Origin of the sequence: Streptomyces melanogenes (genome assembly GCF_014649795.1) — a bacterium.
GTDB lineage: Bacteria > Actinomycetota > Actinomycetes > Streptomycetales > Streptomycetaceae > Streptomyces > Streptomyces noboritoensis.
In genome coordinates, this window is sequence record NZ_BMTS01000006.1 from 170,859 (window position 1) to 195,569 (window position 24,711).

A 24,711-nucleotide genomic window follows, 5' to 3' on the forward strand; every position below is an offset into this window, starting at 1 on the left:
ACTTCCGTGATTGTGAAGGTGTGTGCACCGGGTTCCGGGCGCGCGCACCACCCCGTACGCGCCCTCATTGAGCCGCACGGGTGGGATCCGGCCGCCGCCGCGCCGTGTCGCCGTACGGGTGGGGGCGCCGTCCTCTTCAGTGAGTGGGCAATACGTGTGATCATCGCGAAATGCCACCAAGCAAACAAAACTGACGAAGAGGTACAAAACATGCCCCACGTCGGCGTCCAGCGCGGGAGGGCATCCCGGGCGATCCGCACCGTCGCCGCGATCCGCACCGTCGCGTCGCTCCGGTCCGTCGCGCTCCTCACCTCCGGTGTGCTGGCGCTCCCCGCACTGACCGGCTGCTCCTCGGGCGACGACGCGGGCGGCGCGGTCGCCGTCCCCCAGGACATCGGCGCGGCGGCCCGTCCCCAGGTCGCCGACGGGGGCACCCTGCGCTGGGCCGTCGACGCGCTGCCCCAGACGCTCAACGTCTTCCAGGCCGACGCCGACGCCGCCACCGCGCGGATCACCGGCGCGGTGCTGCCGTCCCTCTTCACCCTGGACGAGCGCGGCCGCCCGGAGCGCAACCCGGACTATCTGGAGAGCGCGGAGATCGTGCAGCGCGAGCCCAAGCAGGTCGTGCTCTACAAGCTCAATCAGAAGGCGGTGTGGAGCGACGGCCGGGAGGTCGGCGCCCCCGACTTCGTCGCGCAGTGGCGCGCGCTCAGCGGTCGCGACACGGCGTACTGGACCGCGCGCAACGCCGGGTACGAGCGCATCGAGAAGATCGAGAAGGGCGCCAACGACCTGGAGGTCAAGGTCACCTTCGCCAAGCCGTACGCGGACTGGCGCGCCCTGTTCAGTCCGCTCTACCCGAAGGACGTCACCGGGACCCCGGACGCCTTCAACGACGGCGCCCGCACCAAGCTGAAGGCCACCGCAGGACCGTTTCTCCTGAAGGCCTCGGACCGCGACAAGGGCACCTTCACGCTGGCCCGCAACCCGCGCTGGTGGGGCCGGCCCAGCAAGCTCGACGAGCTGGTCTTCCGGGCCGTCCCGCGCGACAAGCGGGTCGCCGCCCTCGCCGACGGCAGCCTGGACGTGGCCGAGATCGACCGGTCCGGCGCCGACCGCATCACCCTGGCCGAGCGCGACAAGGGCGCGGGCCGCGGCAACGACGGCCCCGGGCTCACCCACGGCCCCGGCGCCGCCATCACCCCGGCCGCCGCGCTGCGCTCCTGGGCGATCGCGCACGGTTCCGACGAGGAGCGGGCCGAGGCCGAGGTGCGGGCGCGCAAGCAGACCCGCGAGGCCGTCGAGCGGTACGCGGAGGAGCAGGCGGGCCTGGCGGGTCTCTCCATCCGCAAGTCCCTGGAGCCCGCCTACACCCAGCTCGCCCTCAACGGCAGCTCCGGCCCGCTCGCCGACGAACGGGTGCGCCGGGCCGTGGCCCGGGCCCTCGACCGCGAGGAGCTCGCGGAGCTCGTGCTCAAGCCGCTCGGGCTGCCCGCCCGGCCGCCCGGCAGCCATCTGGCGCTGGCGGGCCAGCCGGCGTACGCCGACAACAGCGACGCGCTCGGCGGCCACGACACCCACGAGGCGCAGGCCCTGCTCGCGGACGCGGGCTGGACCCCCGGCGGCGCCCGCCAGAAGCCCGGCACGAGCAAGGCGGGCAGCAAGGCGTCCGGCGCCAACGCGGACGACGACGCCAAGCGGGAGAGCGCCGGGGACACGGGCTCGAACGACGACGGCACGTACATCGTCGGCGACGACAAGGGCAGGAGATTCCGGGCCGGTCCGTACCTCCTGGGCGGCGCGAAGGTCGGCGAGGGCCCCTATTACGCGGACGGGGCCAAGCCCCGGTCGGGCTCCGGCGCGCAGGACGACGAGGGCGCGGCCGGGAGCGACGACCGCCCCGGCGACAACCGGCCCGGCGGCTCGGGACCGGGCGCCGATACGCACGTGCTCGCCCCGGCCCGGGCCGCCGCCCTCCAGGAGATCGCCCTGATGCGCCAGGCCGACGCGCTGGACGACGCGGGCCACGGCCACCGGGACGAGGCCGGGAAGCGGCGGGACGGCGAGGACGCCCGCAGGACCGAGGCCCAGCGCCAGGGCGGCGCCCCCGGCGCATACGCCCCCAAGGGCACCGCGGCTCCCGCGGCGGGCGGCCCGCTCGGCAAGGACGGCAAGCCGCTCACGCTGCGCTTCGTGCTCCCCTCGGGCGCGGGCTCCGAGCAGCTGCGGGCGGTGGGCGAGCGGATCGCGCAGATGCTGAAGGCCGTGGGGATCAGCACCGAGATCTCCAAGGTGGCCGACGACAGCTACTTCAAGGACCACATCGCCTCGGGCGACTTCGACCTGGCGCTGTACTCCTGGCCCGGCACCGCCTACCCGGCCACCGACGACCGGCCGGTCTTCGCCAAGCCGGAGCCCGCCTCGGACGGCTCGCTGGTGGTCGAGCAGAACTACACCCGGGTCGGCACCGACCACATCGACCAGCTGTTCGACCAGGCGGCCGGGGAGCTCGACGAGGACGAGGCCCGCGACCTGGTGCGCAAGGCGGACGCCAGGATCTGGGCGGCGGCCGGATCCATCCCCCTCTACCAGCGCCCCCAGCTGGTCGCGGTGAAGCCGAACGTCGCCAATGCCGGAGCGTTCGGGTTCGCCGCCCCGCACTTCCAGGACATCGGTTTCAAGAAGGCGGAAAGCGCGCCGAAGGGGGCGAAGAAGTAGCGGATGCGATCGGTGAACGTTCACTGATCGTACTGAGAAGTAGCAGGTCAGAACCTCAGAACTGGCTCAAGTCCCTTGCCCGTCGGTGCGCCGGCGGGCAAGGTCGTGACTGCCCTTGACCCGGCCCCGAGGCTGCCTCCACCAGGGCTCCCTCACTGCTCCTCGCACCCCGCGAAACGATCATAGGTTCGGCCCGGGAGGCCTCCGGCGCGCCAGCCCCGTACCATAGGACTAGCCGTGGCGTGTCCGCGCCCGGCGGGCGGACGAGGCTTCGACCGTCAGACGCCTGATTCCCGATCGAGAGAAGCGCCAGCCAGCATGCCCACGCGCCACGACATCCGCAATGTCGCCATCGTCGCCCACGTCGACCACGGTAAGACGACCATCGTCGACGCCATGCTCAAGCAGGCGGGTGCGTTTGCCGCGCACCAGCACCTCGACGACCGCATGATGGACTCGAACGACCTGGAGCGTGAGAAGGGCATCACGATCCTGGCGAAGAACACCGCCGTGAAGTACCACCCCAAGGACGGCGGGGCCCCGATCACGATCAACATCATCGACACCCCCGGCCACGCCGACTTCGGCGGTGAGGTCGAGCGCGGTCTGTCGATGGTCGACGCCGTCGTCCTGCTCGTCGACGCCTCCGAGGGCCCGCTCCCGCAGACGCGCTTCGTGCTGCGCAAGGCCCTCCAGCAGCGCCTGCCCGTCATCCTGTGCATCAACAAGACGGACCGCCCGGACTCCCGGATCGACGAGGTCGTCAACGAGACGTACGACCTGTTCCTGGACCTGGACGCGGACGAGGACCAGATCGAGTTCCCGATCGTCTACGCCTGCGGCCGCGACGGCATCGCCTCGCTGACCAAGCCGGAGGACGGCACGGTCCCGGCGGACTCCACCAACCTGGAGCCGTTCTTCTCCACCATCCTGGAGCACGTCCCGGCCCCGACGTACGACGACGAGGCGCCCCTCCAGGCCCACGTCACCAACCTCGACGCCGACAACTTCCTCGGCCGCATCGCGCTGCTCCGCGTGGAGCAGGGCGAGCTGCGCAAGGGCCAGACCGTGGCCTGGATCAAGCGCGACGGCTCGATCTCGAACGTCCGCATCTCCGAGCTGATGATGACCGAGGCGCTCACCCGCAAGCCGGCCGAGGTGGCGGGCCCCGGTGACATCTGCGCCGTCGCCGGTATCCCCGACATCATGATCGGCGAGACCCTGGCCGACCCGGAGAACCCGGTCGCGCTTCCGCTGATCACGGTCGACCAGCCGGCCATCTCCATGACCATCGGCACCAACACCTCGCCGCTCGTCGGCCGCGGTGGCACGGGCAAGGGCGCGGACGCCAAGTCCGCCGTCAAGGACCGCAAGGTCACCGCCCGCCAGGTCAAGGACCGTCTGGACCGCGAGCTCATCGGCAACGTCTCGCTGCGCGTCCTGGACACCGACCGTCCGGACGCCTGGGAGGTCCAGGGCCGTGGTGAGCTCGCGCTCGCCATCCTGGTCGAGCAGATGCGCCGCGAGGGCTTCGAGCTGACCATCGGCAAGCCGCAGGTCGTCACCAAGCAGGTCGACGGCAAGACGCACGAGCCGGTCGAGCGCCTGACCGTCGACGTGCCCGAGGAGCACATGGGCGCCGTCACGCAGCTCATGGGCGTCCGCAAGGGCCGTATGGACAACATGTCGAACCACGGCTCCGGCTGGGTCCGCATGGAGTTCGTCGTCCCGTCCCGCGGCCTCATCGGCTTCCGTACGGAGTTCCTGACCAACACCCGCGGCACGGGCATCGCCCACTCGATCCACGAGGGCCACGAGCCGTGGTTCGGCAACCTGGTGACCCGTAACAACGGTTCCCTGGTCGCCGACCGCGCCGGTGCGGTCACGCCGTTCGCGATGATCAACCTCCAGGAGCGCGGTGTGCTGTTCACCGAGCCCGGCACCGAGGTGTACGAGGGCATGATCGTCGGTGAGAACTCGCGCTCCGACGACATGGACGTGAACATCACCAAGGAGAAGAAGCTCACCAACATGCGTGCGGCTTCGGCGGACAACACCGAGAACGTGGTGCCGCCGCGCAAGCTCTCCCTGGAGCAGTCCCTGGAGTTCTGCCGCGACGACGAGTGCGTCGAGGTGACCCCGGAGGCCGTCCGCATCCGCAAGGTCGTCCTGGACCAGAAGGAGCGCGGCCGCACGGCCTCGCGCGCCAAGCACGGCTGAACCGAGTCCGGTTGAGCTTCACGGCCCGGCTCCCCGCGATCTTCGCGGGGAGCCGGGCCGCTGTCGTACGGTGGGGTCCGCGGGGCTCCCGCGCGCTGCCCTCCGACTGGCGCGCGGTCAAGTCGTTTTCCTCTACATCCTGTTCGGATATCGAGCGCCGCTCTCCGGAAGATGTGTTAACGGTCCGTTTCGGGCGTGTCTGTCTGTGATCCGTTTGTCCGGATTTCGGACTGTTGGCCTGACCTGATGTTGTCAAAACGAGACCCTTTAAGTGTGGTTTACAGCCCGGCCGTACTTAATAGTTGGCTCCATTGAGCTCGGGTCAATGGGTCACGCACTGTGGGGAGTGCCGACTCACGAGCACACTCGGGGCGCTTGATCGATCGCCGTCAGGGGTGTCGGCGATCTTTTTGTGCCCCTCTTGTTGTGACAAGTGGACTCATGAGGAGGAACCCATGCGTGGTGCCAAGAGCGCCAAGTGGGTCGCGGGTGCGGCGGTCGTCGCCCTGGCTGCGACTGCCTGTGGTGGCGGCGACGGTGACAGCAAGGGCAAGGGGGGTAGTTCGGGCGGTGTGATCTCCATGGAGATCGGCGAGCCGCAGAACCTGCTCGTGCCCTCGAACACCTACGAGACCGAGGGCGGACAGGTCATTCACGCCCTGTTCACCGGGCTCACCAAGCTGAACGAGAAGAGCGAGGTCGTCAACGACCTCGCGCAGGCCGTCGAGACCAAGGACTCCAAGGTCTGGACGATCAAGCTGAAGCCGGGCTACACCTTCCACAACGGTGAGGCCGTCACGGCGAAGTCCTTCATCGACGCCTGGAACTACGGCGCCAACCAGGACAACGCCCAGCAGACGAACCCCCTCTTCTCGCACATCCAGGGTTACAAGGACCTCAACCCCGGACCGAAGAAGAAGGTCGCCACCAAGGAGATGTCGGGCCTCAAGGCCGTCGACGACAACACCCTCCAGGTGACGCTGGACGCGCCGTTCTCGGCGTTCCCGGCGCAGCTTTCGTTCTCGGCGTTCTCGCCGCTGCCGAAGGTGTTCTTCAACGACCCGAAGGGCTTCGGCGAGGCCCCGATCGGCAACGGCCCGTTCAAGATGTCGGGCAAGTTCCAGCACGACGAGAAGATCAGCGTCGTGAAGTACGACAAGTACCCGGAGGCCTCGAAGATCGAGGTCAAGGGTGTCGACTTCAAGATCTACTCGAACCTGGACACGGCGTACAAGGACCTCCTCGCCAACAACATCGACTTCCACATCGCGATCCCGGACTCGGCGCTCGCGACGTACAAGAAGGACCTGGACAACCGTGTCATCGACACGGCGGACTCCAGCGTCGGCTTCATCGGCTTCCCGCTGAAGTACAACGAGGCCTTCAAGAAGCCCGAGCTGCGCAAGGCGCTGTCGATGGCGATCGACCGGAAGACCATCGCCGACAAGATCTTCCAGGGTGCCCGCACCCCGGCGGACGACTTCATCAGCCCGATCATCCAGGGCTACCGCAAGGGTGCCTGCGGCGACGCGTGCAACTACGACCCGGCGAAGGCCAAGGCGCTGTTCCAGCAGGCCGGCGGTCTGCCGAACAACACCCTCGAGATCGGCTACAACGCCGACGGTGGCCACAAGGGCTGGGTCGAGGCCGTCGCCAACATGCTCCAGCAGAACCTGGGCATCAAGGTCACCGCCAAGCCGTTCGAGAAGTTCCAGGCCATCCTGAACGACCTCGACGCCAAGAAGTACCAGGGTGCGTTCCGCATGGCGTGGAACATGGACTACCCGGACATGGAGAACTACCTCCGTCCGATCTTCTCCAAGGACGCCATCGAGAACGGCTCGAACTACGCGGGCTACGTGAACGAGGACTTCGAGAAGCTCCTCGTCGAGGGCGACAAGGCTCCGTCGAAGGACGAGGCCATCAAGAAGTACCAGGCCGCTGACGACATCCTCGCCAAGGACATGCCGTACATCCCGGTCTACTTCTACAAGCTCAACGCCGGCTTCAGCTCGAAGATCAAGAGCATCAGCGTCGCCGGTCACAACGTCCTCTGGGACACCGTCAAGCTCAGCTGAGCTCGATCAAGTCCCGTGAAGTAGTTGCGGGCCGAGGGTGGGCAGGGGGAGTCCGGTCCGGGTCTCTCCCTGCCCACCCTGTCTGCCGTCCGCCTTGTCCGTTCTGCCACCCCTCACCGGCACCGGGCGAGTCAGCACCCCTCTGGAGAACCGATGGGCCGATTCGTCGTGCGCCGTATCCTGCAGGCGATCCCTGTACTGATAGGCGTTACGTTCCTCATCTTCTACCTGGTCTTCGCACTCAAGGGCGATCCGATCCAGGCCCTGGCCGGCGAGAAGCGCGCCGACCCCAACGTCGCGGCGATGCTCCGTGAGCAGTACCACCTCAACGATCCGAAGATCGTGCAGTACTGGCACTACATCACCGGCGTCTTCACCGGCGACCTCGGTACCACGTACACCGGTCGCCCGATCTCGGAGATCGTCAGCGAGCGATTCCCGGTCACCCTCAAGCTCGCCCTCACCGCGTTCGGCATCGAGGCCGTCCTCGGCATCACGGCCGGTATCTTCGCCGCGCTGAAGAAGGGCAAGTTCATCGACAACCTGGTCCTGATCAGCACCCTGGTGCTCATCTCGATCCCGGTGTTCGTCCTCGGCAGCGTGCTCCAGCTGGAGCTCGGCGTGAAGGTGGGCATCACCCCGGTCGCCGGCATCGACGACGGCTGGCCCAACAGCTACATCCTTCCGGCGTTCGTGCTGGCGTCGACGTCGATGGCGTACATCGCGCGTCTGACCAGGGCGAGCATGATGGAGTCGATCCGCGCCGACTACGTGCGCACCGCGATCGCCAAGGGCCTGCCCCGGCGCCGCGTCATCGGCATCCACACGCTGCGCAACTCGCTCATCCCCGTGGTCACCTTCCTGGGCATGGACCTCGGCGCGCTGATGGGCGGCGCGATCATCACGGAGCGGCTGTTCAACCTGCCCGGCATCGGCGGCCAGCTCGCCAAGTCCGTCTACCTGCGCGAGCGGCCCGTGGTGGTCGGTCTGGTCACCCTGCTCGTCCTGATCTACCTGGTGGCCAACCTCGTCGTAGACCTCCTCTACGCCGTGCTCGACCCGAGGATCCGCTATGAGTGAGAAGACCATAGAGAAGACCGCGCCCGCCGAGGGCGCGGTGAGCGACAAGGCGACCGCGGCCGAGGAGAAGGCGGCGGCCCGTCAGGCGAGCCTGATCCGCGACGGCTGGGAGATCCTGCGCAAGCGGCCGATGTTCTACATCTCCGCCTTCGTCATCGTGATCCTGCTGGCGCTGGCGATCGCCCCCGGCCTGTTCACCTCGCGCAGCCCGTTCAGCGACGGTTTCTGCCAGCTCCAGAACTCGCTCAACCCGCCCTCGTCCGGCCATATGTTCGGCTACGACGTCCAGGGCTGCGACATCTACACGCGGTCCGTCTTCGGCACCCGCAACTCGATCATCGTCGGTGTGGTCACCGCGCTCGCGACGACCGCCCTCGGCGGTCTGCTCGGCATCATCGCCGGTCTGCGCGGCGGCTGGGTCGACACCATCCTGTCGCGTGTGACCGAGGTGTTCTTCGCGCTGCCGCTCATCGTCGGCGCGCTGCTGATCATGTCGATCGTCGGCGGCGGCGACGCCTGGTCGGTGTCGCTGATCATGGCCGTGCTCGGCTGGCCGCAGGTCTTCCGCATCATGCGCGGTGAGGTCATCGCCAACAAGCACAACGACTACGTCATGGCGGCGAAGGCGCTCGGCGCCGACACCACGCGGATCGCGTTCCGGCACATCCTGCCGAACACGCTCGCGCCGGTCATCGTCGTCACGACGATGAACCTCGGTGTCTACATCTCCGCCGAGGCGGCGCTGTCGTACCTCGGTATCGGCATCCAGCACCCCAACATCTCCTGGGGTCTGATGATCAGTGACGCGACGGACCGGTTCCTGACCTCCCCGCACGCCCTGCTCTTCCCCGCCGCCGTGCTCAGCATCACCGTGCTGGCGTTCATCATGCTCGGCGACGTGGTCCGCGACGCCTTCGACCCGAAGATGCGCTAGGGAGGGCGTACTCCATGACCACCATTGAGAAAACGGCGGGTGTACCCGCCCCGCGATCCGAGAGCGACTCCACGCCGCTCCTCGAAGTCCGCGATCTGCACGTCGAGTTCCACACCCGGGACGGCATCGCCAAGGCCGTCAACGGCGTCAACTACACCGTCTCGGCCGGCGAGACCCTCGCCGTCCTCGGCGAGTCCGGCTCCGGCAAGTCCGTGACCGCGCAGGCGATCATGGGCATCCTGGACATGCCCCCGGGCCGCATCCCGCAGGGCGAGATCCTGTTCCGCGGCCAGGACATGTTGAAGATGTCCGGCGAGGAGCGGCGGAAGATCCGCGGCCAGAAGATCGCGATGATCTTCCAGGACGCGCTCTCCTCCCTCAACCCGGTCCTGTCCGTGGGCTACCAGCTCGGCGAGATGTTCCGGGTCCACCAGGGCGCCTCCCGCAAGGAGGCCAAGGCCAAGGCCATCGAGCTGATGGACAAGGTCAAGATCCCGGCGGCGAGCGCGCGGGTCAACGACTACCCGCACCAGTTCTCCGGCGGTATGCGCCAGCGCATCATGATCGCGATGGCGCTCGCCCTGGAGCCCGACCTGATCATCGCGGACGAGCCGACCACCGCGCTCGACGTGACGGTCCAGGCGCAGGTCATGGACCTGCTCGCGGAGCTCCAGCGCGAGTACCAGATGGGTCTGATCCTGATCACCCACGACCTCGGCGTGGTCGCCGACGTCGCGGACAAGATCGCCGTGATGTACGCGGGCCGGATCGTGGAGACCGCACCGGTGCACGAGCTCTACAAGCGCCCGGCGCACCCGTACACCCGGGGTCTGCTCGACTCGATCCCGCGCCTGGACCAGAAGGGCCAGGAGCTGTACGCGATCAAGGGTCTGCCGCCCAACCTGCTCAAGGTCCCCGCCGGCTGCGCCTTCAACCCGCGCTGCCCCAAGGCGGACGACATCTGCCGTACGGACGCCCCGGCGCTGCACCAGGTCACCGAGCGCGACGGCAGCGAGCTGACGGGCCGCGGCAGCGCCTGCCACTTCTGGAAGGAGACGATCCATGGCTGAGCCGGTCAAGAAGGAGACGGCCGTGGACGCGACTCCCGGCGTCACCGACGTCATCAAGAAGGACGCCTCGACGACGACCGAGGTCGAGGCCCTCCTCGACGTCCAGGTCGACCGCGGCGAGCCGATCCTGCAGGTGCGCAACCTGGTCAAGCACTTCCCGCTGACCCAGGGCATCCTCTTCAGGAAGCAGATCGGCGCGGTCAAGGCCGTGGACGGGGTCTCCTTCGACCTCTACCAGGGCGAGACCCTCGGCATCGTCGGCGAGTCCGGCTGTGGCAAGTCCACCGTCGCCAAGCTGCTGATGACGCTGGAGAAGGCGACCGCGGGCGAGGTCTTCTACAAGGGCCAGGACATCACCAAGCTGTCCGGGCGCGCGCTGAAGGCCGTCCGCCGCAACATCCAGATGGTGTTCCAGGACCCCTACACGTCCCTGAACCCGCGGATGACGGTCGGCGACATCATCGGTGAGCCGTACGAGATCCACCCCGAGGTGGCTCCCAAGGGCGACCGGCGCCGCAAGGTCCAGGAGCTCCTGGACGTGGTGGGCCTGAACCCGGAGTACATCAACCGGTACCCGCACCAGTTCTCCGGCGGCCAGCGCCAGCGCATCGGCATCGCCCGCGGCCTCGCGCTCAACCCGGAGATCATCATCTGCGACGAGCCGGTCTCCGCGCTCGACGTGTCGGTCCAGGCGCAGGTCATCAACCTGATGGCGAAGCTGCAGGACGAGTTCAACCTCTCCTACATCTTCATCGCGCACGACCTCTCCATCGTCCGGCACATCTCCGACCGCGTCGGTGTGATGTACCTCGGCAAGATCGCCGAGATCGGCTCGGACGAGGAGATCTACGAGCACCCGACGCACCCGTACACCCAGGCGCTGCTCTCCGCGGTGCCGGTGCCGGACCCGGCGGCGCGCGAGCACCGGGAGCGGATCATCCTCACCGGTGACGTCCCGTCGCCGGCCAACCCGCCGTCGGGCTGCCGCTTCCGCACCCGCTGCTGGAAGGCGGAGGAGCGCTGCTCCACCGAGATGCCGCTGCTGGCGATCCCGGAGCGCTTCCGGGGTCAGGACACCCCGGCCGCGCACGAGTCGGCGTGCCACTTCGCCGAGGAGAAGGACGTCGTGGGCGCGGCCTGACCGCGTCCCACCCCGTCGTACGGAAGGGGCGCCCGGAACCTCACGGTTCCGGGCGCCCCTTCCGCGTACCGGGGTAATTGCGTTGCGGGGCGGGCGACTTGGGCCCGACAGTGGCCGGATGGAGAACGCACACGGGGTCAGGGCCGCCACGACCGAGGACGCGGAGGCGGTCTGCGCGCTGCTGAACGCCGTCGACGAGATCGAGATAGGAGCGCCCGAGACCGCGCTCGGCGAGGTCGAGGAGGACCTGGCGAAGGCGCGGGACGCCTGGGTGGCCGTGGAGGACGGGCGCACGGTGGCGTACGCGGCGATCCTCGACGCGGGGACGGACGGCGCCGTCGACATCGACCACTACGTCCTGCCCGACCGCCAGGACGCGGGCCTGCGCCTGCTCGACCTGGCCGAGGCGCGCTCGCGCGAGCTCGCCGCCGAGGCGGGCGCGGAGCACGCGGTGGTCCACCTCCACCTGAACGCGAACCCCACCCTCGACACCGCGCTGCTCACCGGCCGCGGCTGGCGCACGGTGCGCCGCCACAACGTCCTGACCCGCCCGATCTCCGCCGAGGCCGACCCGCACCCCGAGCCGCCCGCCGGGGTGCGGCTGCGCCCCTGTGCGGACGACGCCGACCGCCGGGCCGCGCACCGCCTCCACCAGGAGACGTTCACCCACCACTTCGACTTCCGCCCGCAGGGCTACGAGGAGTGGCTGCGCCAGGTCGCCCCCGACTGGCCGCTGGTGTGGATCGCGTCCGTCGACGGCCTCGGCGACGCGGCGGTCCTGATCACCCGCGACGACCGCGAGGGCATGGGCTGGATCCGCACGCTGGGCGTCCGCGAGGAGTCCCGGGGCCGAGGCCTGGCCGGGCACCTGCTGCGCCACGCCTTCGCCACGTACGCACGCCGCGGCCGCGACACGATCGGCCTGGGCGTCGACACGGAGAACGTCACGGGCGCCCTGCGGCTGTACGAGGCGCACGGCATGGGCCTGCACTACGCGGTGGACACGTGGGAGGTGCGGCTGGCGGTGTGAGCCGCACGGCTCGTTCCTCCGCCCATTCGGGTGCGGCAGACGTGCACCCTGTCCCCTCCTGGGGTGATATTTGGCCCTAAGTGAGACTTTGGGACTCTAGGAGGACTCCATGCGCGGAGCCACGCATGCCAAGTGGGCCGCATGTGCGGTGGCCGTCGCCCTCGCGGCGACGGCCTGCGGGGGCGGGGACAGCGGCGGCGGTAGTGGTGCCTCCGGCATCGTGAGTTCGTCCTGGGGCGATCCGCAGAACCCGCTGGAGCCCGCCAACACCAACGAGGTGCAGGGCGGCAAGGTCCTCGACATGCTCTTCCGGGGGCTCAAGCGGTACGACTCGAAGACCGGCGCGGCCAAGGACATGCTCGCCGAGAAGATCGAGACCACCGACTCGGTCAACTTCAACATCACCGTCAAGGACGGCTGGACCTTCTCCAACGGCGAGAAGGTCACCGCGAAGTCCTTCGTGGACGCCTGGAACTACGGCGCCGACCTCAAGCACAACCAGAAGAACGCGTACTTCTTCGGCTACATCGAGGGGTACGACAAGACCCACCCCGACAAGGGCGACCCGACCGCGGAGACGCTCTCCGGGCTGAAGGTCACCGGCGAGCGCACCTTCTCCGTCAAGCTCAACCAGAAGTTCTCCACCTGGCCCGACACCCTCGGCTACGCCGCCTTCGCCCCGCTGCCCAGGGCGTTCTTCGACAACCACTCCGCCTGGCTCTCCAAGCCGGTCGGCAACGGCCCGTACACGGTGAACTCGTACACCAAGGGCTCCAAGCTGGAGATGCGCAAGTGGGACGGGTACCCGGGCCCCGACAAGGCGCAGAACGGCGGCGTCGACCTGAAGGTCTACACCGACAACAACACCGCCTACACCGATCTGACCGCCGGCAACCTCGACCTCGTCGACGACGTGCCCGCCTCCCAGCTCAAGAACGTCAAGGCCGACCTCGGCGACCGGTACATCAACACCCCGGCCGGCATCATCCAGACCCTCGCGTTCCCGTACTACGACGAGGCCTGGAACACCCCGGGCGCGGTGAAGGTCCGCAAGGGCCTGTCGATGGCGATCAACCGCGCGCAGATCACCGACACGATCTTCCAGAAGACCCGCACCCCCGCCACCGACTGGACCTCGCCGGTGCTCGGCGCGGACGGCGGCTACAAGGACGGGCTCTGCGGCGACGCCTGCAAGTACGACCCCGCCGGGGCGAAGAAGCTGATCCAGGAGGGCGGCGGGATCCCCGGCGGCCAGGTGAAGATCTCGTACAACGCGGACACCGGCTCGCACAAGGAGTGGGTCGACGCCATCTGCAACAGCGTCAACAACGCGCTGGGCAACGACAGGGCGTGCGTGGGCAACCCGGTCGGCACCTTCGCGGACTTCCGCAACCAGATCACCCAGAACAAGATGTCCGGCCCGTTCCGGGCGGGGTGGCAGATGGACTACCCGCTGATCCAGAACTTCCTGCAGCCGCTGTACTACACCAACGCCTCGTCCAACGACGGCAAGTGGACCAACGCCGAGTTCGACAAGCTGGTCAACGAGGCCAACGCGGAGACGGACAAGGCCAAGGCGGTCGACCTCTTCCAGAAGGCCGAAGGGGTGCTGCGGGACCAGATGGGCGCCATTCCGCTCTGGTACCAGAACGGCAGCGCCGGCTACTCGACCCGGGTCTCCAACGTCGCACTGAACCCGTTCAGCGTCCCCGTCTACAACGAGATCAAGGTCAGCTGACGCCGGCGGAGGTGCGGCCCGGCGCGCGCCCCGCGCCGGGCCGGACCCCTTCCCAGACTCTCGGAGCAGTTCATGGGACGTTATGTGATCCGGCGTCTGCTGCAGATGATCCCGGTCTTCTTCGGTGCCACGCTGCTGATCTTCCTGATGGTCAACGTCATGGGCGACCCCATCGCCGGCCTCTGCGGCGACAAGGCGTGCGACCCGGCCACCGCCACCCGCCTCAAGCAGGAGTTCGGCCTCGACAAGCCGGTCTGGCAGCAGTACGCGACGTACATGGGGAACGTGTTCACCGGTGACTTCGGGACCGCGTTCAACGGCCAGAAGGTCACCGAGCTGATGTCGACCGCCTTCCCCGTCACCATCCGGCTCACGATCATCGCGATCCTCTTCGAGATCGTCATCGGCATCACCCTCGGCGTGGTCACCGGTCTGCGGCGCGGCCGCCCGATCGACACCGCGGTGCTGATCCTCACCCTCGTCGTCATCGCGATCCCGACCTTCGTCACCGGTCTGGTGCTCCAGCTGGTGCTCGGCGTCGAGTGGCAGTGGATCAAGCCCTCGGTGCCCCCGGACGCGCCCTTCGACAAGCTCCTGATCCCCGGCCTGGTCCTCGCCTCGGTCTCACTGGCGTACGTCACCCGGCTCACCCGGACCTCGATCGCGGAGAACTCCCGCGCCGACTACGTCCGTACGGCCGTCGCCAAGGGCCTCCCCAGACACCGGGTGATCACCCGCCATCTGCTGCGCAACTCGCTGATCCCGGTGGTCACCTTCATCGGTACGGACGTGGGCGCCCTGATGGGCGGGGCGATCGTGACCGAGCGGATCTTCAACATCCACGGCGTCGGCTTCCAGCTCTACCAGGGCATCCTGCGCCAGAGCACCCAGACCGTCGTCGGCTTCGTGACCGTCCTGGTGCTGGTGTTCCTGGTGGCGAATCTCGTCGTCGACCTCCTGTACGCCGTACTCGACCCGAGGATCCGCTATGCCTGAGCCCGACTTCGACGAAGGTGCCGCGATCTCCGCGACCGGCGCGGGCGGCGTCGGCCAGGGAGCCATCGCCCCGACCGGCACCGGCGCCGCGATGGACCTCGCGATCAGCGAGGGCGCGACCCTGGAGAGGACGCCCGGAGGCCCGGAAGGCACCGGCCCGGCGGGCAAGCCGCGCAGCCTGTGGGGCGACGCCTGGCGGGACCTGCGGCGCAACCCCGTCTTCATCGTCTCCGGCCTGATCATCCTCTTCCTGGTCGTCATCTCGCTGTGGCCGTCCCTGATCGCCTCCGGCAACCCGCTCAAGTGCGACCTCTCCAAGGCCCAGCTGGGCTCCCGGCCCGGCCACCCCTTCGGCTACGACGGCCAGGGCTGCGACGTCTACACCCGGACCGTGTACGGCGCCCGCACCTCGGTCACCGTCGGCGTCTGCACCACCCTCGGGGTCGCGCTCTTCGGCTCGGTCCTGGGCGGGCTCGCCGGGTTCTTCGGCGGCGGCTGGGACGCGCTGCTCTCCCGGATCACCGACATCTTCTTCGGCATCCCGGTGGTGCTCGGCGGTCTGGTGTTCCTGTCCGTGGTCACCTCGACCACGGTCTGGCCGGTGATCGGCTTCATGGTCCTGCTGGGCTGGCCGCAGATCGCCCGGATCGCGCGCGGCTCGGTGATCACCGCCAAACAGAACGACTACGTCCAGGCGGCCCGTGCGCTCGGCGCCACCAACTCCCGGATGCTGCTGCGCCACATCGCGCCCAACGCGGTGGCCCCGGTGATCGTCGTGGCGACCATCGCGCTCGGTACGTACATCTCGCTCGAAGCCACGCTCTCCTACCTCGGCGTCGGGCTGAAGCCGCCGTCCGTCTCCTGGGGCATCGACATCTCGGCCGCCTCCCAGTACATCCGCAACGCGCCGCACATGCTGCTGTGGCCGGCCGGGGCGCTGGCGGTCACGGTGCTCGCGTTCATCATGCTCGGCGACGCGGTGCGCGACGCCCTCGACCCCAAGCTGCGCTGAGGAGTTGGACGCCATGCTGCTCGAAGTGCGCGACCTCCAGGTCGAGTTCAAGACCCGGGACGGGATCGCCAAGGCCGTCAACGGGGTCACCTACTCGGTGGCGGCCGGGGAGACGCTGGCGGTGCTCGGCGAGTCCGGCTCCGGCAAGTCGGTGACCGCGCAGGCCGTGATGGGCATCCTGGACATGCCGCCCGGCCGGATCACCGGCGGCGAGATCGTCTTCCAGGGCCAGGACCTGCTGAAGCTCAAGGAGGACGAGCGGCGCAAGATCCGCGGGTCCGGGATGGCGATGATCTTCCAGGACGCGCTGTCCTCGCTCAACCCGGTGCTCAGCGTGGGCGCGCAGCTCGGCGAGATGTACTCCGTGCACCGGGGGATGTCCCGGGCGGACGCCAAGGCCAAGGCGGTCGAGCTGATGGACCGGGTGCGGATCCCGGCGGCCAAGGAGCGGGTCGGGCAGTATCCGCACCAGTTCTCCGGCGGTATGCGCCAGCGCATCATGATCGCGATGGCGATGGCCCTGGAGCCCGCGCTGATCATCGCGGACGAGCCGACCACCGCGCTCGACGTCACCGTCCAGGCCCAGGTGATGGACCTGCTCGCGGAGCTCCAGCGCGAGATGAACATGGGGCTGATCCTGATCACCCACGACCTGGGGGTGGTCGCGGACGTCGCGGACCGGATCGCGGTGATGTACGCGGGCCGGATCGTGGAGGAGGCCCCGGTCCACGAGATCTACAAGGCCCCCGCGCACCCGTACACGCGCGGCTTGCTCGACTCGATCCCGCGCCTGGACCAGAAGGGCCAGGAGCTGTACGCGATCAAGGGCCTGCCGCCCAATCTCATGCACATCCCGTCCGGCTGCGCCTTCCATCCGCGCTGCCCGATGGCGCAGGACGTGTGCCGTACGGACGTCCCGCCGCTGGCGAACGTCTCCGAGGGCCGCAGGAGCGCGTGCCACTTCTGGAAGGAGTGCCTGAATGGCTGAGGCGATTCTGGAAGTGCGCGACCTCGTCAAGCACTACCCGCTGACCCAGGGCATCCTCTTCAAGAAGCAGGTCGGCGCGGTCAAGGCGGTCGACGGGGTCTCCTTCGACCTGGTGGCCGGCGAGACCCTGGGCATCGTCGGGGAGTCGGGCTGCGGCAAGTCGACGGTCGCGAAGATGCTGGTGAACCTGGAGCGTCCCACGGCGGGTCAGATCAAATACAAAGGCACGGACATCACCAAGATGTCCGGCAAGGCGCTGCGGTCCGTGCGCCGGAACATCCAGATGGTGTTCCAGGACCCGTACACGTCCCTGAACCCGCGGATGACGGTCGGCGACATCATCGGTGAGCCGTACGAGATCCACCCCGAGGTGGCTCCCAAGGGCGACCGGCGCCGCAAGGTCCAGGAGCTCCTGGACGTGGTGGGGCTCAACCCGGAGTACATCAACCGCTATCCGCACCAGTTCTCCGGCGGCCAGCGCCAGCGCATCGGCATCGCGCGCGGCCTGGCGCTCCAGCCGGAGATCATCGTGGCGGACGAGCCGGTCTCGGCGCTGGACGTCTCGGTCCAGGCGCAGGTGGTGAACCTGCTGGAGCGCCTGCAGAACGAGTTCTCGCTGTCGTACGTGTTCATCGCGCACGACCTGTCGATCGTGCGGCACATCTCGGACCGGGTCGGGGTGATGTACCTGGGCCGGATCGTGGAGATCGGCCGGGACGCGGAGATCTACGACCACCCGACGCATCCGTACACGCAGGCGCTGCTATCGGCCGTCCCGGTGCCGGATCCTTCGGCGCGGGAGCACCGCGAGCGGATCATTCTCTCCGGGGACGTCCCGTCCCCGGCGAACATCCCCTCGGGGTGCCGGTTCCGTACGCGGTGCTGGAAGGCGCAGGAGCGGTGCACGCTGGAGGTGCCGGAGCTGGCGGTCCCGGCGGTCTTCCAACTCCTGGAGGGCCCGGCCCACCACCCTTCGGCTTGCCACTTCGCGGAGGAGAAGCGGGTCGTTCCTTCGGAGTGACCAGATGTTCGTCTGCGGACCGTGGATGGCTGGTCGCGCAGTTCCCCGCGCCCCTGAGATGCGCGGGGAACTGCGCGACCAGTTGGGGACGGCCCGCAGACGAAGGATCCGTACACACGCAAAGGCCCACGTCCGCGGTGGTGACTGGGGTGTGCGGACGCGGGCCCTGCCCGAGCGGAGGCATCGGAGCCCGGGTCAATGGGTGGTATCCGTCGCCTCCTCGATCGCGGCAAGCGCAGGATCAAGCACCACATCCTCGCCCCGCGCCGCGACCGTCGGTTCCTCGGGGAAGTGGCACGCGGTCAGATGCCCCTCCCGGTTGCCCTCAAGACGTACCAGCGGCGGCGTCTCGGAGGCGCAGCGCTCCGCCGCCTTCCAGCACCGCGTGCGGAACCGGCAGCCCGACGGCGGGTCGATCGGCGACGGCACGTCTCCGGCGAGCCGGATCCGCTCGCGGCCCTCGCCCTCGTCGTCCACCACCGCCTCCGGCACCGCCGACAGCAGCGCGTGCGTGTACGGATGGCGGGGCCGGCCGTAGATGGAGGCCCGGTCGCCGATCTCGACGATGCGGCCCAGGTACATCACCGCCACCCGCTGCGAGAAGTGCCGCACGATCGCCAGGTCGTGGGCGACGAACAGGAACGCGATCCCCATCTCCCGCTGGAGGTTCTGGAGCAGGTTGACCACCTGCGCCTGGATCGACACGTCGAGCGCGGAGACCGGCTCGTCCGCCACGATCAGCCGCGGCTTGAGCCCCAACGCCCGGGCCACCCCGATGCGTTGGCGCTGGCCGCCGGAGAACTCGTGCGGGAAGCGGTTGTAGTGCTCGGGGTTGAGGCCGACGATCTCAAGCAGCTCCCGCACCCGCTTCTCCCGGCCGCCCGGCGGATTGACGCCGTTGACGACCATCGGGTTGGAGATGATGTCGCCCACCGTCTGGCGCGGGTTGAGCGAGGCGAACGGGTCCTGGAAGATCATCTGGATCTCGGACCGGATCGGCGCCAGCTCCTTGCGCGAGGCGTGGCTGATGTCCCGGCCGTCGTACGTGATGGTGCCCCGGGTCGGTTCGAGCAGCCGCGTGATCAGCCGGCCCGTGGTCGACTTGCCGCACCCCGACTCGCCGACCAGGCCCAGGCTCTCGCCCTGCCCGATGGTGAAGTCGACGCCGTCCACCGCGCGCACGTCCCCGACGTGGCGCCTGAGGACGAGGCCGCTGGTGATCGGGAAGTACTTGACGAGCCCGGCCACTTCGAGCAGCGGGGCGGACGGCTCCGGACCGCCGTCGTCGTCGCGCGGCCCCGGAACCTTCGTGAGGCTCAGCTGTTCGCTCATGATGTGTTCTCGACTCCTGGTCGGCGTCAGCGCAGCCGCGGCCGGATCTGCTCGGCGAAGATGGTGGACTTCTGTTGGGGTGTCAGATGGCAGGCGGCCCCGTGCGGCTCGTCCTCCGGGATCACCGGCCGCTCGGTGCGGCACGCGCCGCCCGCGACCTGGTCCGGGAAGGCGCACCGGGGATGGAAGGGGCACCCCGGCGGCGGCGCGAGCAGGCTCGGCGGCGTCCCCGGGATCGGCACCAGCGGCAGGTCCACGGGCGAGTCGAGCCGGGGGATCGAGCCGAGCAGCCCCCAGCTGTAGGGGTGGCGCGGGGTGCGCATGATCTCCCGTACCGTGCCGCGCTCCACGCAGCGGCCCGCGTACATCACCATCACGTCGTCCGCGGTCTTGGCCACCACGCCGAGGTCGTGGGTGATGATGATGATCGCGGAGCCGGTCTCGTGCTGGAGGTCCTTGAGCAGGTCGAGGATCTGCGCCTGGACGGTCACGTCGAGCGCGGTCGTCGGCTCGTCCGCGATGATCAGCTCCGGGTCGCAGACCAGCGCCATCGCGATCATCGCGCGCTGGCGCATCCCGCCGGAGAACTGGTGCGGATAGTCGTCGACCCGCAGCTTGGGCTGCGGGATGCCGACCTTGCCGAGCATCTGGACGGCCCGCTCGCGGGCCTCCTTGCGGGAGGCGCCCATGTGCTTCATGTACGGCTCGGCGATCTGGCGGCCCACCGTGTAGTACGGCGAGAGCGCGGCCAGCGAGTCCTGGAAGATCATCGCCATCTTCTTGCCGCGCAGCTGGGAGAGCCTGCGCTCCGAGGCGCCGGTCAGCTCCTGCCCGTCGAGCAGGATCTCGCCCCGGATCGTGGTGTTGCGCGGGTTGTGCAGGCCCAGGACCGCGAGGTTGGTGACGGACTTGCCGGAGCCCGACTCGCCGACGATGCCGAGCGTCGAGCCGCGCGCCAGGTCGAAGGAGAGCCCGTCGACCGCCTTGACGGTGCCGTCCTCGGTGGCGAAGTGGACGTACAGGTCGCGGACCGAGAGGAAGCCGCGGGACGCGTCGGCGGCCGGCTTCGTCGCGGGCTGGCTGAGGGTGCTCACGGACGGTTCTCCTCCGGAGGTTCCTGGGTCCCGGGGTTCCGGGACCGTGGGGGTCGGCGCGCGCTCAGGAGAGCCGGATCCGCGGGTCGATGAAGGCGTACGCCATGTCGACGACGATGTTGCAGAGGACGATGATCGTGGCGCCGATGAGCATCACGGCCATCTCCAGCGGCAGGTCGCTGCGGAGCACGGCCTGCACCGAGAGCGAGCCGAGGCCGTGCAGCCCGAAGGTGACCTCGGTGATGATCGCGCCGCCGAGCACCGCGCTGAGGTCGACGCCGAAGATGGTGATGACGGTGGCCATCGCCCCGCGCAGCGCGTACCGCAGGAAGACGTAGCGCGAGGTCATGCCCTTGGCGCGGGCCGCGCGGATATGGTCCTCCGACATCTGCTCGACCATCAACGACCGGGTCTGGCGGCTGTAGTTGGACCAGAAGATGACCGACAGGATCAGACAGGGCAGCAGCAGTCCCGACACGGAACCCGCCGGGTCGCTGGTCCAGTGCGGGTCGTGGCCGCGGTCGAGCAGGTCCAGCTTGGTGGAGAGCAGCAGGATCGCGATCGGGCCGATGAAGTAGATCTGCACGGACTGGCCGAGCAGCGAGGCCGCGCTGGCGACCCGGTCGAAGAGCTTGCCCTGCTGCCAGGCGGAGATCAGGCCCAGGCCCACGCCGACGGTCAGGAAGATCGCGGCGCCGCCGACGCCCAGCGAGAGCGTCGTGGGATAGCGGTCGGAGATGGTGTTCCACACCAGCTGCTGGTCGGCGAAGGAGTAGCCGAAGCAGGGCGCCGGGCAGTGCCCGACGGGCATGTCGCGCCCGGCGAAGATGCCCACCATGAAGTGCCAGTACTGGACCCAGATCGGATGGTCGAGCCCCAGGTTCTTGCGGATCAGCGCGACGTTCTGCGGGTCGCAGTTCTTGCCGCAGGACAGCAGCGCGGGGTCGGAGGGCAGGAAGAAGAAGAGGAAGTACGTGATGGCGCTGATCAGCAGCAGGATGACCGCGGCGCCGAGCAGTCGTCGCACAAGGAAGCGGAGCATCGGACTCTTCCGTCTGTATGCGGTCCCCGGCCCGTGAGGCGGGCCGGGGACCGGGCCGCCACGGCTACTGCTTCACGAAGATGGTGCTCGGGTTGATGGTGCCGAACACCTGGTTGTAGGTGACGCCGCCGAGGCCGTCGCCGTGCAGGTTGAAGTACTTGTCGTAGATGAACGGGATCTGCGACGTGTCGGTCTGCAGCACGTACTCGGAGAGCTTGCGCCACTCCTCGTTCTGCTTGGCGATGTCGGTGAGCGCCATGATCCGGTCGATCTCGGAGTTCACCTTCGGGTCGTTCAGGAACGCGTAGTTGTTGGTGCCGTCCTGGAGGTTGCGGCCGTCCATGGTCGGCGGGACCACGGTCGAGGCGCTCGGCCAGTCGGCGCCCCAGCCGGTGCGGTAGATGTCGTACGGCGTGTTCACCTTGCCGACCACCGTGTAGTACGAGGTCGGGTCGATGGCCTTGCGCTCCACCTGGAAGCCGGCCTTCTCCAGCGCCTTCTGGACGGTCAGCGAGACGTTCTGCCAGCGCGGGGTGTTGGCGTACGCGTAGGAGAGCTTGACCGGGGTGGCGACCCCGGCCTCCTTCAGGAGCGCCTGGGCCTTGTCCGGGTCGCCCATGGGCTTGGCGAGCTTGCCGAACGGGTCGAACTTCGCCCAGCCGGCCACCGTCGGGCTGAGCAGCGTGGTGCCGAGCTCGCCCTGCGCGCCGCCGCCGAAGGCCTGGAGCACCTGCTGCTGCGGGAAGGCGTACATGATCGCCTGGCGGACCTTGGGGTTGGTGATCCGCTTGGTGTTGATGTTCATGACCTCGACGTACGGCTGGTACTCGTTGACGATCCGCGACTTGTACTGGGCGTCGGTCGTCAGCGTCTGCATCTTCGACGGGTCGGCGGAGCCGGACATGTTCACGGCGTACTTGTCGGGTCCGGACTGGGCGGCCATCCGGTTGGTGAGGCCCGGCTCGGCGATGCCGAGCTGGAACTCCCACTTGTCGGGGTAGGCGTTGCGGATCGGGTCGGACTTGGGGTCCCAGTTGGTGTTGCGCACGAACGACAGCGACTTGCCCGGCTTGTAGTCCGCGATCTTGTACGGGCCGGAGGCGACCGGGTGGTTGTTGTACTTCTGCTTGTCGTCCTTGGCCTTGGGCACCGGCGAGACGTTCGGCATCGACATCGCGTACGGGGCGTCCGCGTGCGCTTCCTTGAAGTGGAAGACGAGGGTCTTGTCGTTGGGCGTCGCCAGGACCGTGTCGGGCAGCTCCTTGCCGTCGTACGGGCCCTTGTAGGCCTTGCGGTAGTCGACGCCGAGCATCCACTTCTGGACGTACTGCGGGCCCTGCGTCTGGTAGTCCGCGAAGAGCCGCTCGATGCCGTACTTGATGTCCTTGGACGTGATCGGCGAGCCGTCCTCGAACTTCAGGTTGTCCTTGAGCGTGTACGTCCAGGTCTTGGCGCCGTCCGACGAGGTGCCCGTGTCGGTGGCGAGGTCGCCCACCAGAATCGTTTTGCCTGTCTTGGCGTCGATCTTGTAGCCGGTCAGCGAGCGGTTGTAGAGCAGCTGCAGCGAGAGCATGTCGCTGACGTACTGCTGGCCCGGGTCCAGATAGTCGAAGCCCGCCTGGTCCAGGTCGTAGGCCGTACCGCCCGGCTTGGCGCCCTCGACGGGCACCGCGGGTCCCGTGGAGTCGGCCTTGGAGCCGATGCCGAAGTTCTGCACCGACGCCTTCTTGTCGTCGCCCGCGGGTTTCTTCTCGTCGTCGGCCCCACCGCTGCTGCACGCAGCGGACAGTGTCAGAGCCCCCACCGCCAGAAACGCGGAGGCGTAGCGCGCCTTGCGAATTCTCATTGATCCCTGCCTGTCAGGATGTGGACGTTCAGCGGACGGTCTTGGGGTCGAGTGCGTCCCGGACCGAATCCCCGAGCAGGTTGAAGGCGACGACGAAGATCAGCATCGCGATGCCGGGGAAGAACATGAAGGTGACGTCGGACTCGAAGTACGAGGCGCCCGACTGGAAAAGCAGCCCCCAGTCCGGGGTCGGTGGCTGGATACCGACGCCCAGAAAGGAAAGTCCCGCCTCCGCGGTGACATTGGCCGGAAGCAGGAGTGTGGCCTGGACGAGAACGGTCGACCAGATGTTCGGCAGGATTTCCTTGCGGATGATCCGCCAGTTCGAGGCGCCGCTGAGTCTGGCCGCCTCGATGAACTCGCGCTCGCGCAGCGAAAGCACCTGGGCCCGCACCAGCCGGCCCACCACCATCCACCCGAGCAGGAACTGCACCAGGATCAGTGCCACGATCCGCACGTACGTCGGCTCCTCGTCCCGGGGCGAGACGAACAGCGCGACGATCACCGGGGTGAAGGCGATGAAGAACAACTGCTGCGGGAACGACAGCATCAGGTCCGAGAACCGGCCCAGGAAGTAGTCGACCTTGCCGTGCAGATAGCCCTGGACCAGGCCGATCAGCACGCCGGTCACCACCGAGACGACGGTGACCGCCAGCGAGATGAACAGCGAGGTCCGGATCCCGTAGATCAACAGCGTGAACACATCGCGGCCCAGGTTCGGTTCGACGCCGAACCAGAAGTCCCCGTCGACACCGCCGTTGGGCTTCAGCGGAATACCGTAGCTGTTCAGCAGCCCGCGGTCCTGGCCGTAGAGCTGGTAAGGATCTTTTCCGTACAGCTTCGCGATCAAGGGTGCCGCGAAGGCGATGAGAATGAAGGCGAGCACCGTGACCGCGCAGGCGATGCCCACCCGGTCGCGTTTGAACCGGGCCCAAGCGAGGCTGCCGGGAGAGCGTCCAATGAGTTCGGTCGCCGTCAGTCCCGTGCCCGTTCCGGAATCCCCGCCGGGTGGCAGAGGATCAGTTGGTTCTGTGGCGGCCTGGGTTGAACTCGTCATCGCGCATAGCCCCCGCACCGAGAGAGTCGAACGGCGCCCGAAGGCGTCATTGATTGACCGGAACATTCATGGGCCCGGCCTTGTGCGTCAAGAGGTTTGAGCATGCTTGTGTGTGATCACGGGAGAACTTGGCACAAGATTTCGCACATCGAGGCGACTGCGTGCTTGACAGGGCAGTGGAGCGGGCGACATGACTCCATAAATGCCCATCAATTTCGTTAACAAGCAGGCAACTTGACTGACGCAACACCGATATACGAACGCGTCACGCTGAACACCGTACGGCCGTGCGGGTGCCGTAGGCCGGCCGGGGC

General features: G+C 68.2%; 18 protein-coding genes. 13 read left to right on the forward strand and 5 right to left on the reverse strand.

The features are described from left to right. Positions 1 to 210 precede the first annotated feature (210 nt). From IE252_RS15405 to IE252_RS15465, 13 genes are all read left to right on the forward strand, one after another. Positions 211 to 2,718, forward strand: a complete 2,508-nt coding sequence (locus IE252_RS15405) for an ABC transporter family substrate-binding protein (protein ID WP_190089964.1) — start codon at positions 211 to 213, stop codon at positions 2,716 to 2,718. 318 nt (positions 2,719 to 3,036) lie between these two features. After that, positions 3,037 to 4,938 (forward strand): translational GTPase TypA, encoded by a 1,902-nt coding sequence (typA, locus tag IE252_RS15410; RefSeq protein ID WP_190089965.1) that lies wholly within the window; start codon positions 3,037 to 3,039, stop codon positions 4,936 to 4,938. A gap of 455 nt (positions 4,939 to 5,393) precedes the next feature. Further along, complete coding sequence (locus IE252_RS15415) at positions 5,394 to 7,016, forward strand: peptide ABC transporter substrate-binding protein (protein WP_190089966.1); 1,623 nt, start codon at positions 5,394 to 5,396, stop codon at positions 7,014 to 7,016. A 153-nt stretch (positions 7,017 to 7,169) separates the two neighbouring features. Next, entirely contained in the window at positions 7,170 to 8,096 is a 927-nt protein-coding gene (locus tag IE252_RS15420) for an ABC transporter permease (RefSeq protein WP_190089967.1), read from the forward strand. After that, positions 8,089 to 9,030 carry an ABC transporter permease gene (locus IE252_RS15425; RefSeq protein WP_190089968.1) on the forward strand — a complete coding sequence of 314 codons (942 nt, stop codon included), beginning with the start codon at positions 8,089 to 8,091 and terminating at the stop codon, positions 9,028 to 9,030. The genes IE252_RS15420 and IE252_RS15425 overlap by 8 nt, the downstream gene beginning before the upstream one ends. A gap of 14 nt (positions 9,031 to 9,044) precedes the next feature. Beyond that, on the forward strand, positions 9,045 to 10,100 hold the full coding sequence (locus tag IE252_RS15430) for an ABC transporter ATP-binding protein (protein WP_190089969.1): 1,056 nt from the start codon (positions 9,045 to 9,047) through the stop codon (positions 10,098 to 10,100). Continuing rightward, positions 10,093 to 11,241 (forward strand): ABC transporter ATP-binding protein, encoded by a 1,149-nt coding sequence (locus IE252_RS15435; RefSeq protein ID WP_190089970.1) that lies wholly within the window; start codon positions 10,093 to 10,095, stop codon positions 11,239 to 11,241. Before IE252_RS15430 ends, IE252_RS15435 begins: the two co-directional genes overlap by 8 nt. A 118-nt stretch (positions 11,242 to 11,359) precedes the next feature. Next, on the forward strand, positions 11,360 to 12,271 hold the full coding sequence (locus IE252_RS15440; RefSeq protein WP_190089971.1) for a GNAT family N-acetyltransferase: 912 nt from the start codon (positions 11,360 to 11,362) through the stop codon (positions 12,269 to 12,271). Between the two features lie 109 nt (positions 12,272 to 12,380). Then, on the forward strand, positions 12,381 to 14,009 hold the full coding sequence (locus tag IE252_RS15445) for a peptide ABC transporter substrate-binding protein (protein ID WP_190089972.1): 1,629 nt from the start codon (positions 12,381 to 12,383) through the stop codon (positions 14,007 to 14,009). Between the two features lie 72 nt (positions 14,010 to 14,081). Further along, positions 14,082 to 15,005 carry an ABC transporter permease gene (locus IE252_RS15450; RefSeq protein WP_190089973.1) on the forward strand — a complete coding sequence of 308 codons (924 nt, stop codon included), beginning with the start codon at positions 14,082 to 14,084 and terminating at the stop codon, positions 15,003 to 15,005. Next, positions 14,998 to 16,017, forward strand: coding sequence for an ABC transporter permease (locus tag IE252_RS15455; RefSeq protein WP_190089974.1), 1,020 nt, complete (start codon positions 14,998 to 15,000; stop codon positions 16,015 to 16,017). Before IE252_RS15450 ends, IE252_RS15455 begins: the two co-directional genes overlap by 8 nt. Positions 16,018 to 16,030: 13 nt before the next feature. Continuing rightward, the gene (locus IE252_RS15460; RefSeq protein ID WP_190089975.1) at positions 16,031 to 17,005 is read left to right on the forward strand and encodes an ABC transporter ATP-binding protein; all 975 of its coding nucleotides are present in this window, start codon (positions 16,031 to 16,033) and stop codon (positions 17,003 to 17,005) included. Continuing rightward, positions 16,998 to 18,026 (forward strand): ABC transporter ATP-binding protein, encoded by a 1,029-nt coding sequence (locus tag IE252_RS15465; protein WP_190089976.1) that lies wholly within the window; start codon positions 16,998 to 17,000, stop codon positions 18,024 to 18,026. Before IE252_RS15460 ends, IE252_RS15465 begins: the two co-directional genes overlap by 8 nt. 195 nt (positions 18,027 to 18,221) lie before the next feature. Here IE252_RS15465 and IE252_RS15470 read toward each other — a convergent pair whose 3' ends face one another. From IE252_RS15470 to IE252_RS15490, 5 genes are all read right to left on the reverse strand, one after another. Continuing rightward, positions 18,222 to 19,358 carry an ABC transporter ATP-binding protein gene (locus tag IE252_RS15470; protein WP_190089977.1) on the reverse strand — a complete coding sequence of 379 codons (1,137 nt, stop codon included), beginning with the start codon at positions 19,356 to 19,358 and terminating at the stop codon, positions 18,222 to 18,224. Positions 19,359 to 19,384: 26 nt separating this feature from the next. Beyond that, positions 19,385 to 20,452, reverse strand: a complete 1,068-nt coding sequence (locus IE252_RS15475; protein WP_190089978.1) for an ABC transporter ATP-binding protein — start codon at positions 20,450 to 20,452, stop codon at positions 19,385 to 19,387. Positions 20,453 to 20,516: 64 nt separating this feature from the next. After that, positions 20,517 to 21,494, reverse strand: coding sequence for an ABC transporter permease (locus IE252_RS15480; protein ID WP_190089979.1), 978 nt, complete (start codon positions 21,492 to 21,494; stop codon positions 20,517 to 20,519). 64 nt (positions 21,495 to 21,558) lie between these two features. Then, entirely contained in the window at positions 21,559 to 23,340 is a 1,782-nt protein-coding gene (locus tag IE252_RS15485) for an ABC transporter substrate-binding protein (RefSeq protein ID WP_190089980.1), read from the reverse strand. A 28-nt stretch (positions 23,341 to 23,368) separates the two neighbouring features. Next, the gene (locus IE252_RS15490) at positions 23,369 to 24,397 is read right to left on the reverse strand and encodes an ABC transporter permease (RefSeq protein WP_190089981.1); all 1,029 of its coding nucleotides are present in this window, start codon (positions 24,395 to 24,397) and stop codon (positions 23,369 to 23,371) included. Positions 24,398 to 24,711: the final 314 nt, after the last annotated feature.

Excerpts from the sequence above, each read along its gene's own strand:
- IE252_RS15405 (WP_190089964.1), top strand. The coding sequence starts at position 211 with ATGCCCCACGTCGGCGTCCAGCGCGGGAGGGCATCCCGGGCGATCCGC.
- typA (WP_190089965.1), top strand. The coding sequence starts at position 3,037 with ATGCCCACGCGCCACGACATCCGCAATGTCGCCATCGTCGCCCACGTC.
- IE252_RS15415 (WP_190089966.1), top strand. The coding sequence starts at position 5,394 with ATGCGTGGTGCCAAGAGCGCCAAGTGGGTCGCGGGTGCGGCGGTCGTC.
- IE252_RS15420 (WP_190089967.1), top strand. The coding sequence starts at position 7,170 with ATGGGCCGATTCGTCGTGCGCCGTATCCTGCAGGCGATCCCTGTACTG.
- IE252_RS15425 (WP_190089968.1), top strand. The coding sequence starts at position 8,089 with ATGAGTGAGAAGACCATAGAGAAGACCGCGCCCGCCGAGGGCGCGGTG.
- IE252_RS15430 (WP_190089969.1), top strand. The coding sequence starts at position 9,045 with ATGACCACCATTGAGAAAACGGCGGGTGTACCCGCCCCGCGATCCGAG.
- IE252_RS15435 (WP_190089970.1), top strand. The coding sequence starts at position 10,093 with ATGGCTGAGCCGGTCAAGAAGGAGACGGCCGTGGACGCGACTCCCGGC.
- IE252_RS15440 (WP_190089971.1), top strand. The coding sequence starts at position 11,360 with ATGGAGAACGCACACGGGGTCAGGGCCGCCACGACCGAGGACGCGGAG.
- IE252_RS15445 (WP_190089972.1), top strand. The coding sequence starts at position 12,381 with ATGCGCGGAGCCACGCATGCCAAGTGGGCCGCATGTGCGGTGGCCGTC.
- IE252_RS15450 (WP_190089973.1), top strand. The coding sequence starts at position 14,082 with ATGGGACGTTATGTGATCCGGCGTCTGCTGCAGATGATCCCGGTCTTC.
- IE252_RS15455 (WP_190089974.1), top strand. The coding sequence starts at position 14,998 with ATGCCTGAGCCCGACTTCGACGAAGGTGCCGCGATCTCCGCGACCGGC.
- IE252_RS15460 (WP_190089975.1), top strand. The coding sequence starts at position 16,031 with ATGCTGCTCGAAGTGCGCGACCTCCAGGTCGAGTTCAAGACCCGGGAC.
- IE252_RS15465 (WP_190089976.1), top strand. The coding sequence starts at position 16,998 with ATGGCTGAGGCGATTCTGGAAGTGCGCGACCTCGTCAAGCACTACCCG.
- IE252_RS15470 (WP_190089977.1), bottom strand. The coding sequence starts at position 19,358 with ATGAGCGAACAGCTGAGCCTCACGAAGGTTCCGGGGCCGCGCGACGAC.
- IE252_RS15480 (WP_190089979.1), bottom strand. The coding sequence starts at position 21,494 with ATGCTCCGCTTCCTTGTGCGACGACTGCTCGGCGCCGCGGTCATCCTG.
- IE252_RS15485 (WP_190089980.1), bottom strand. The coding sequence starts at position 23,340 with ATGAGAATTCGCAAGGCGCGCTACGCCTCCGCGTTTCTGGCGGTGGGG.
- IE252_RS15490 (WP_190089981.1), bottom strand. The coding sequence starts at position 24,397 with ATGACGAGTTCAACCCAGGCCGCCACAGAACCAACTGATCCTCTGCCA.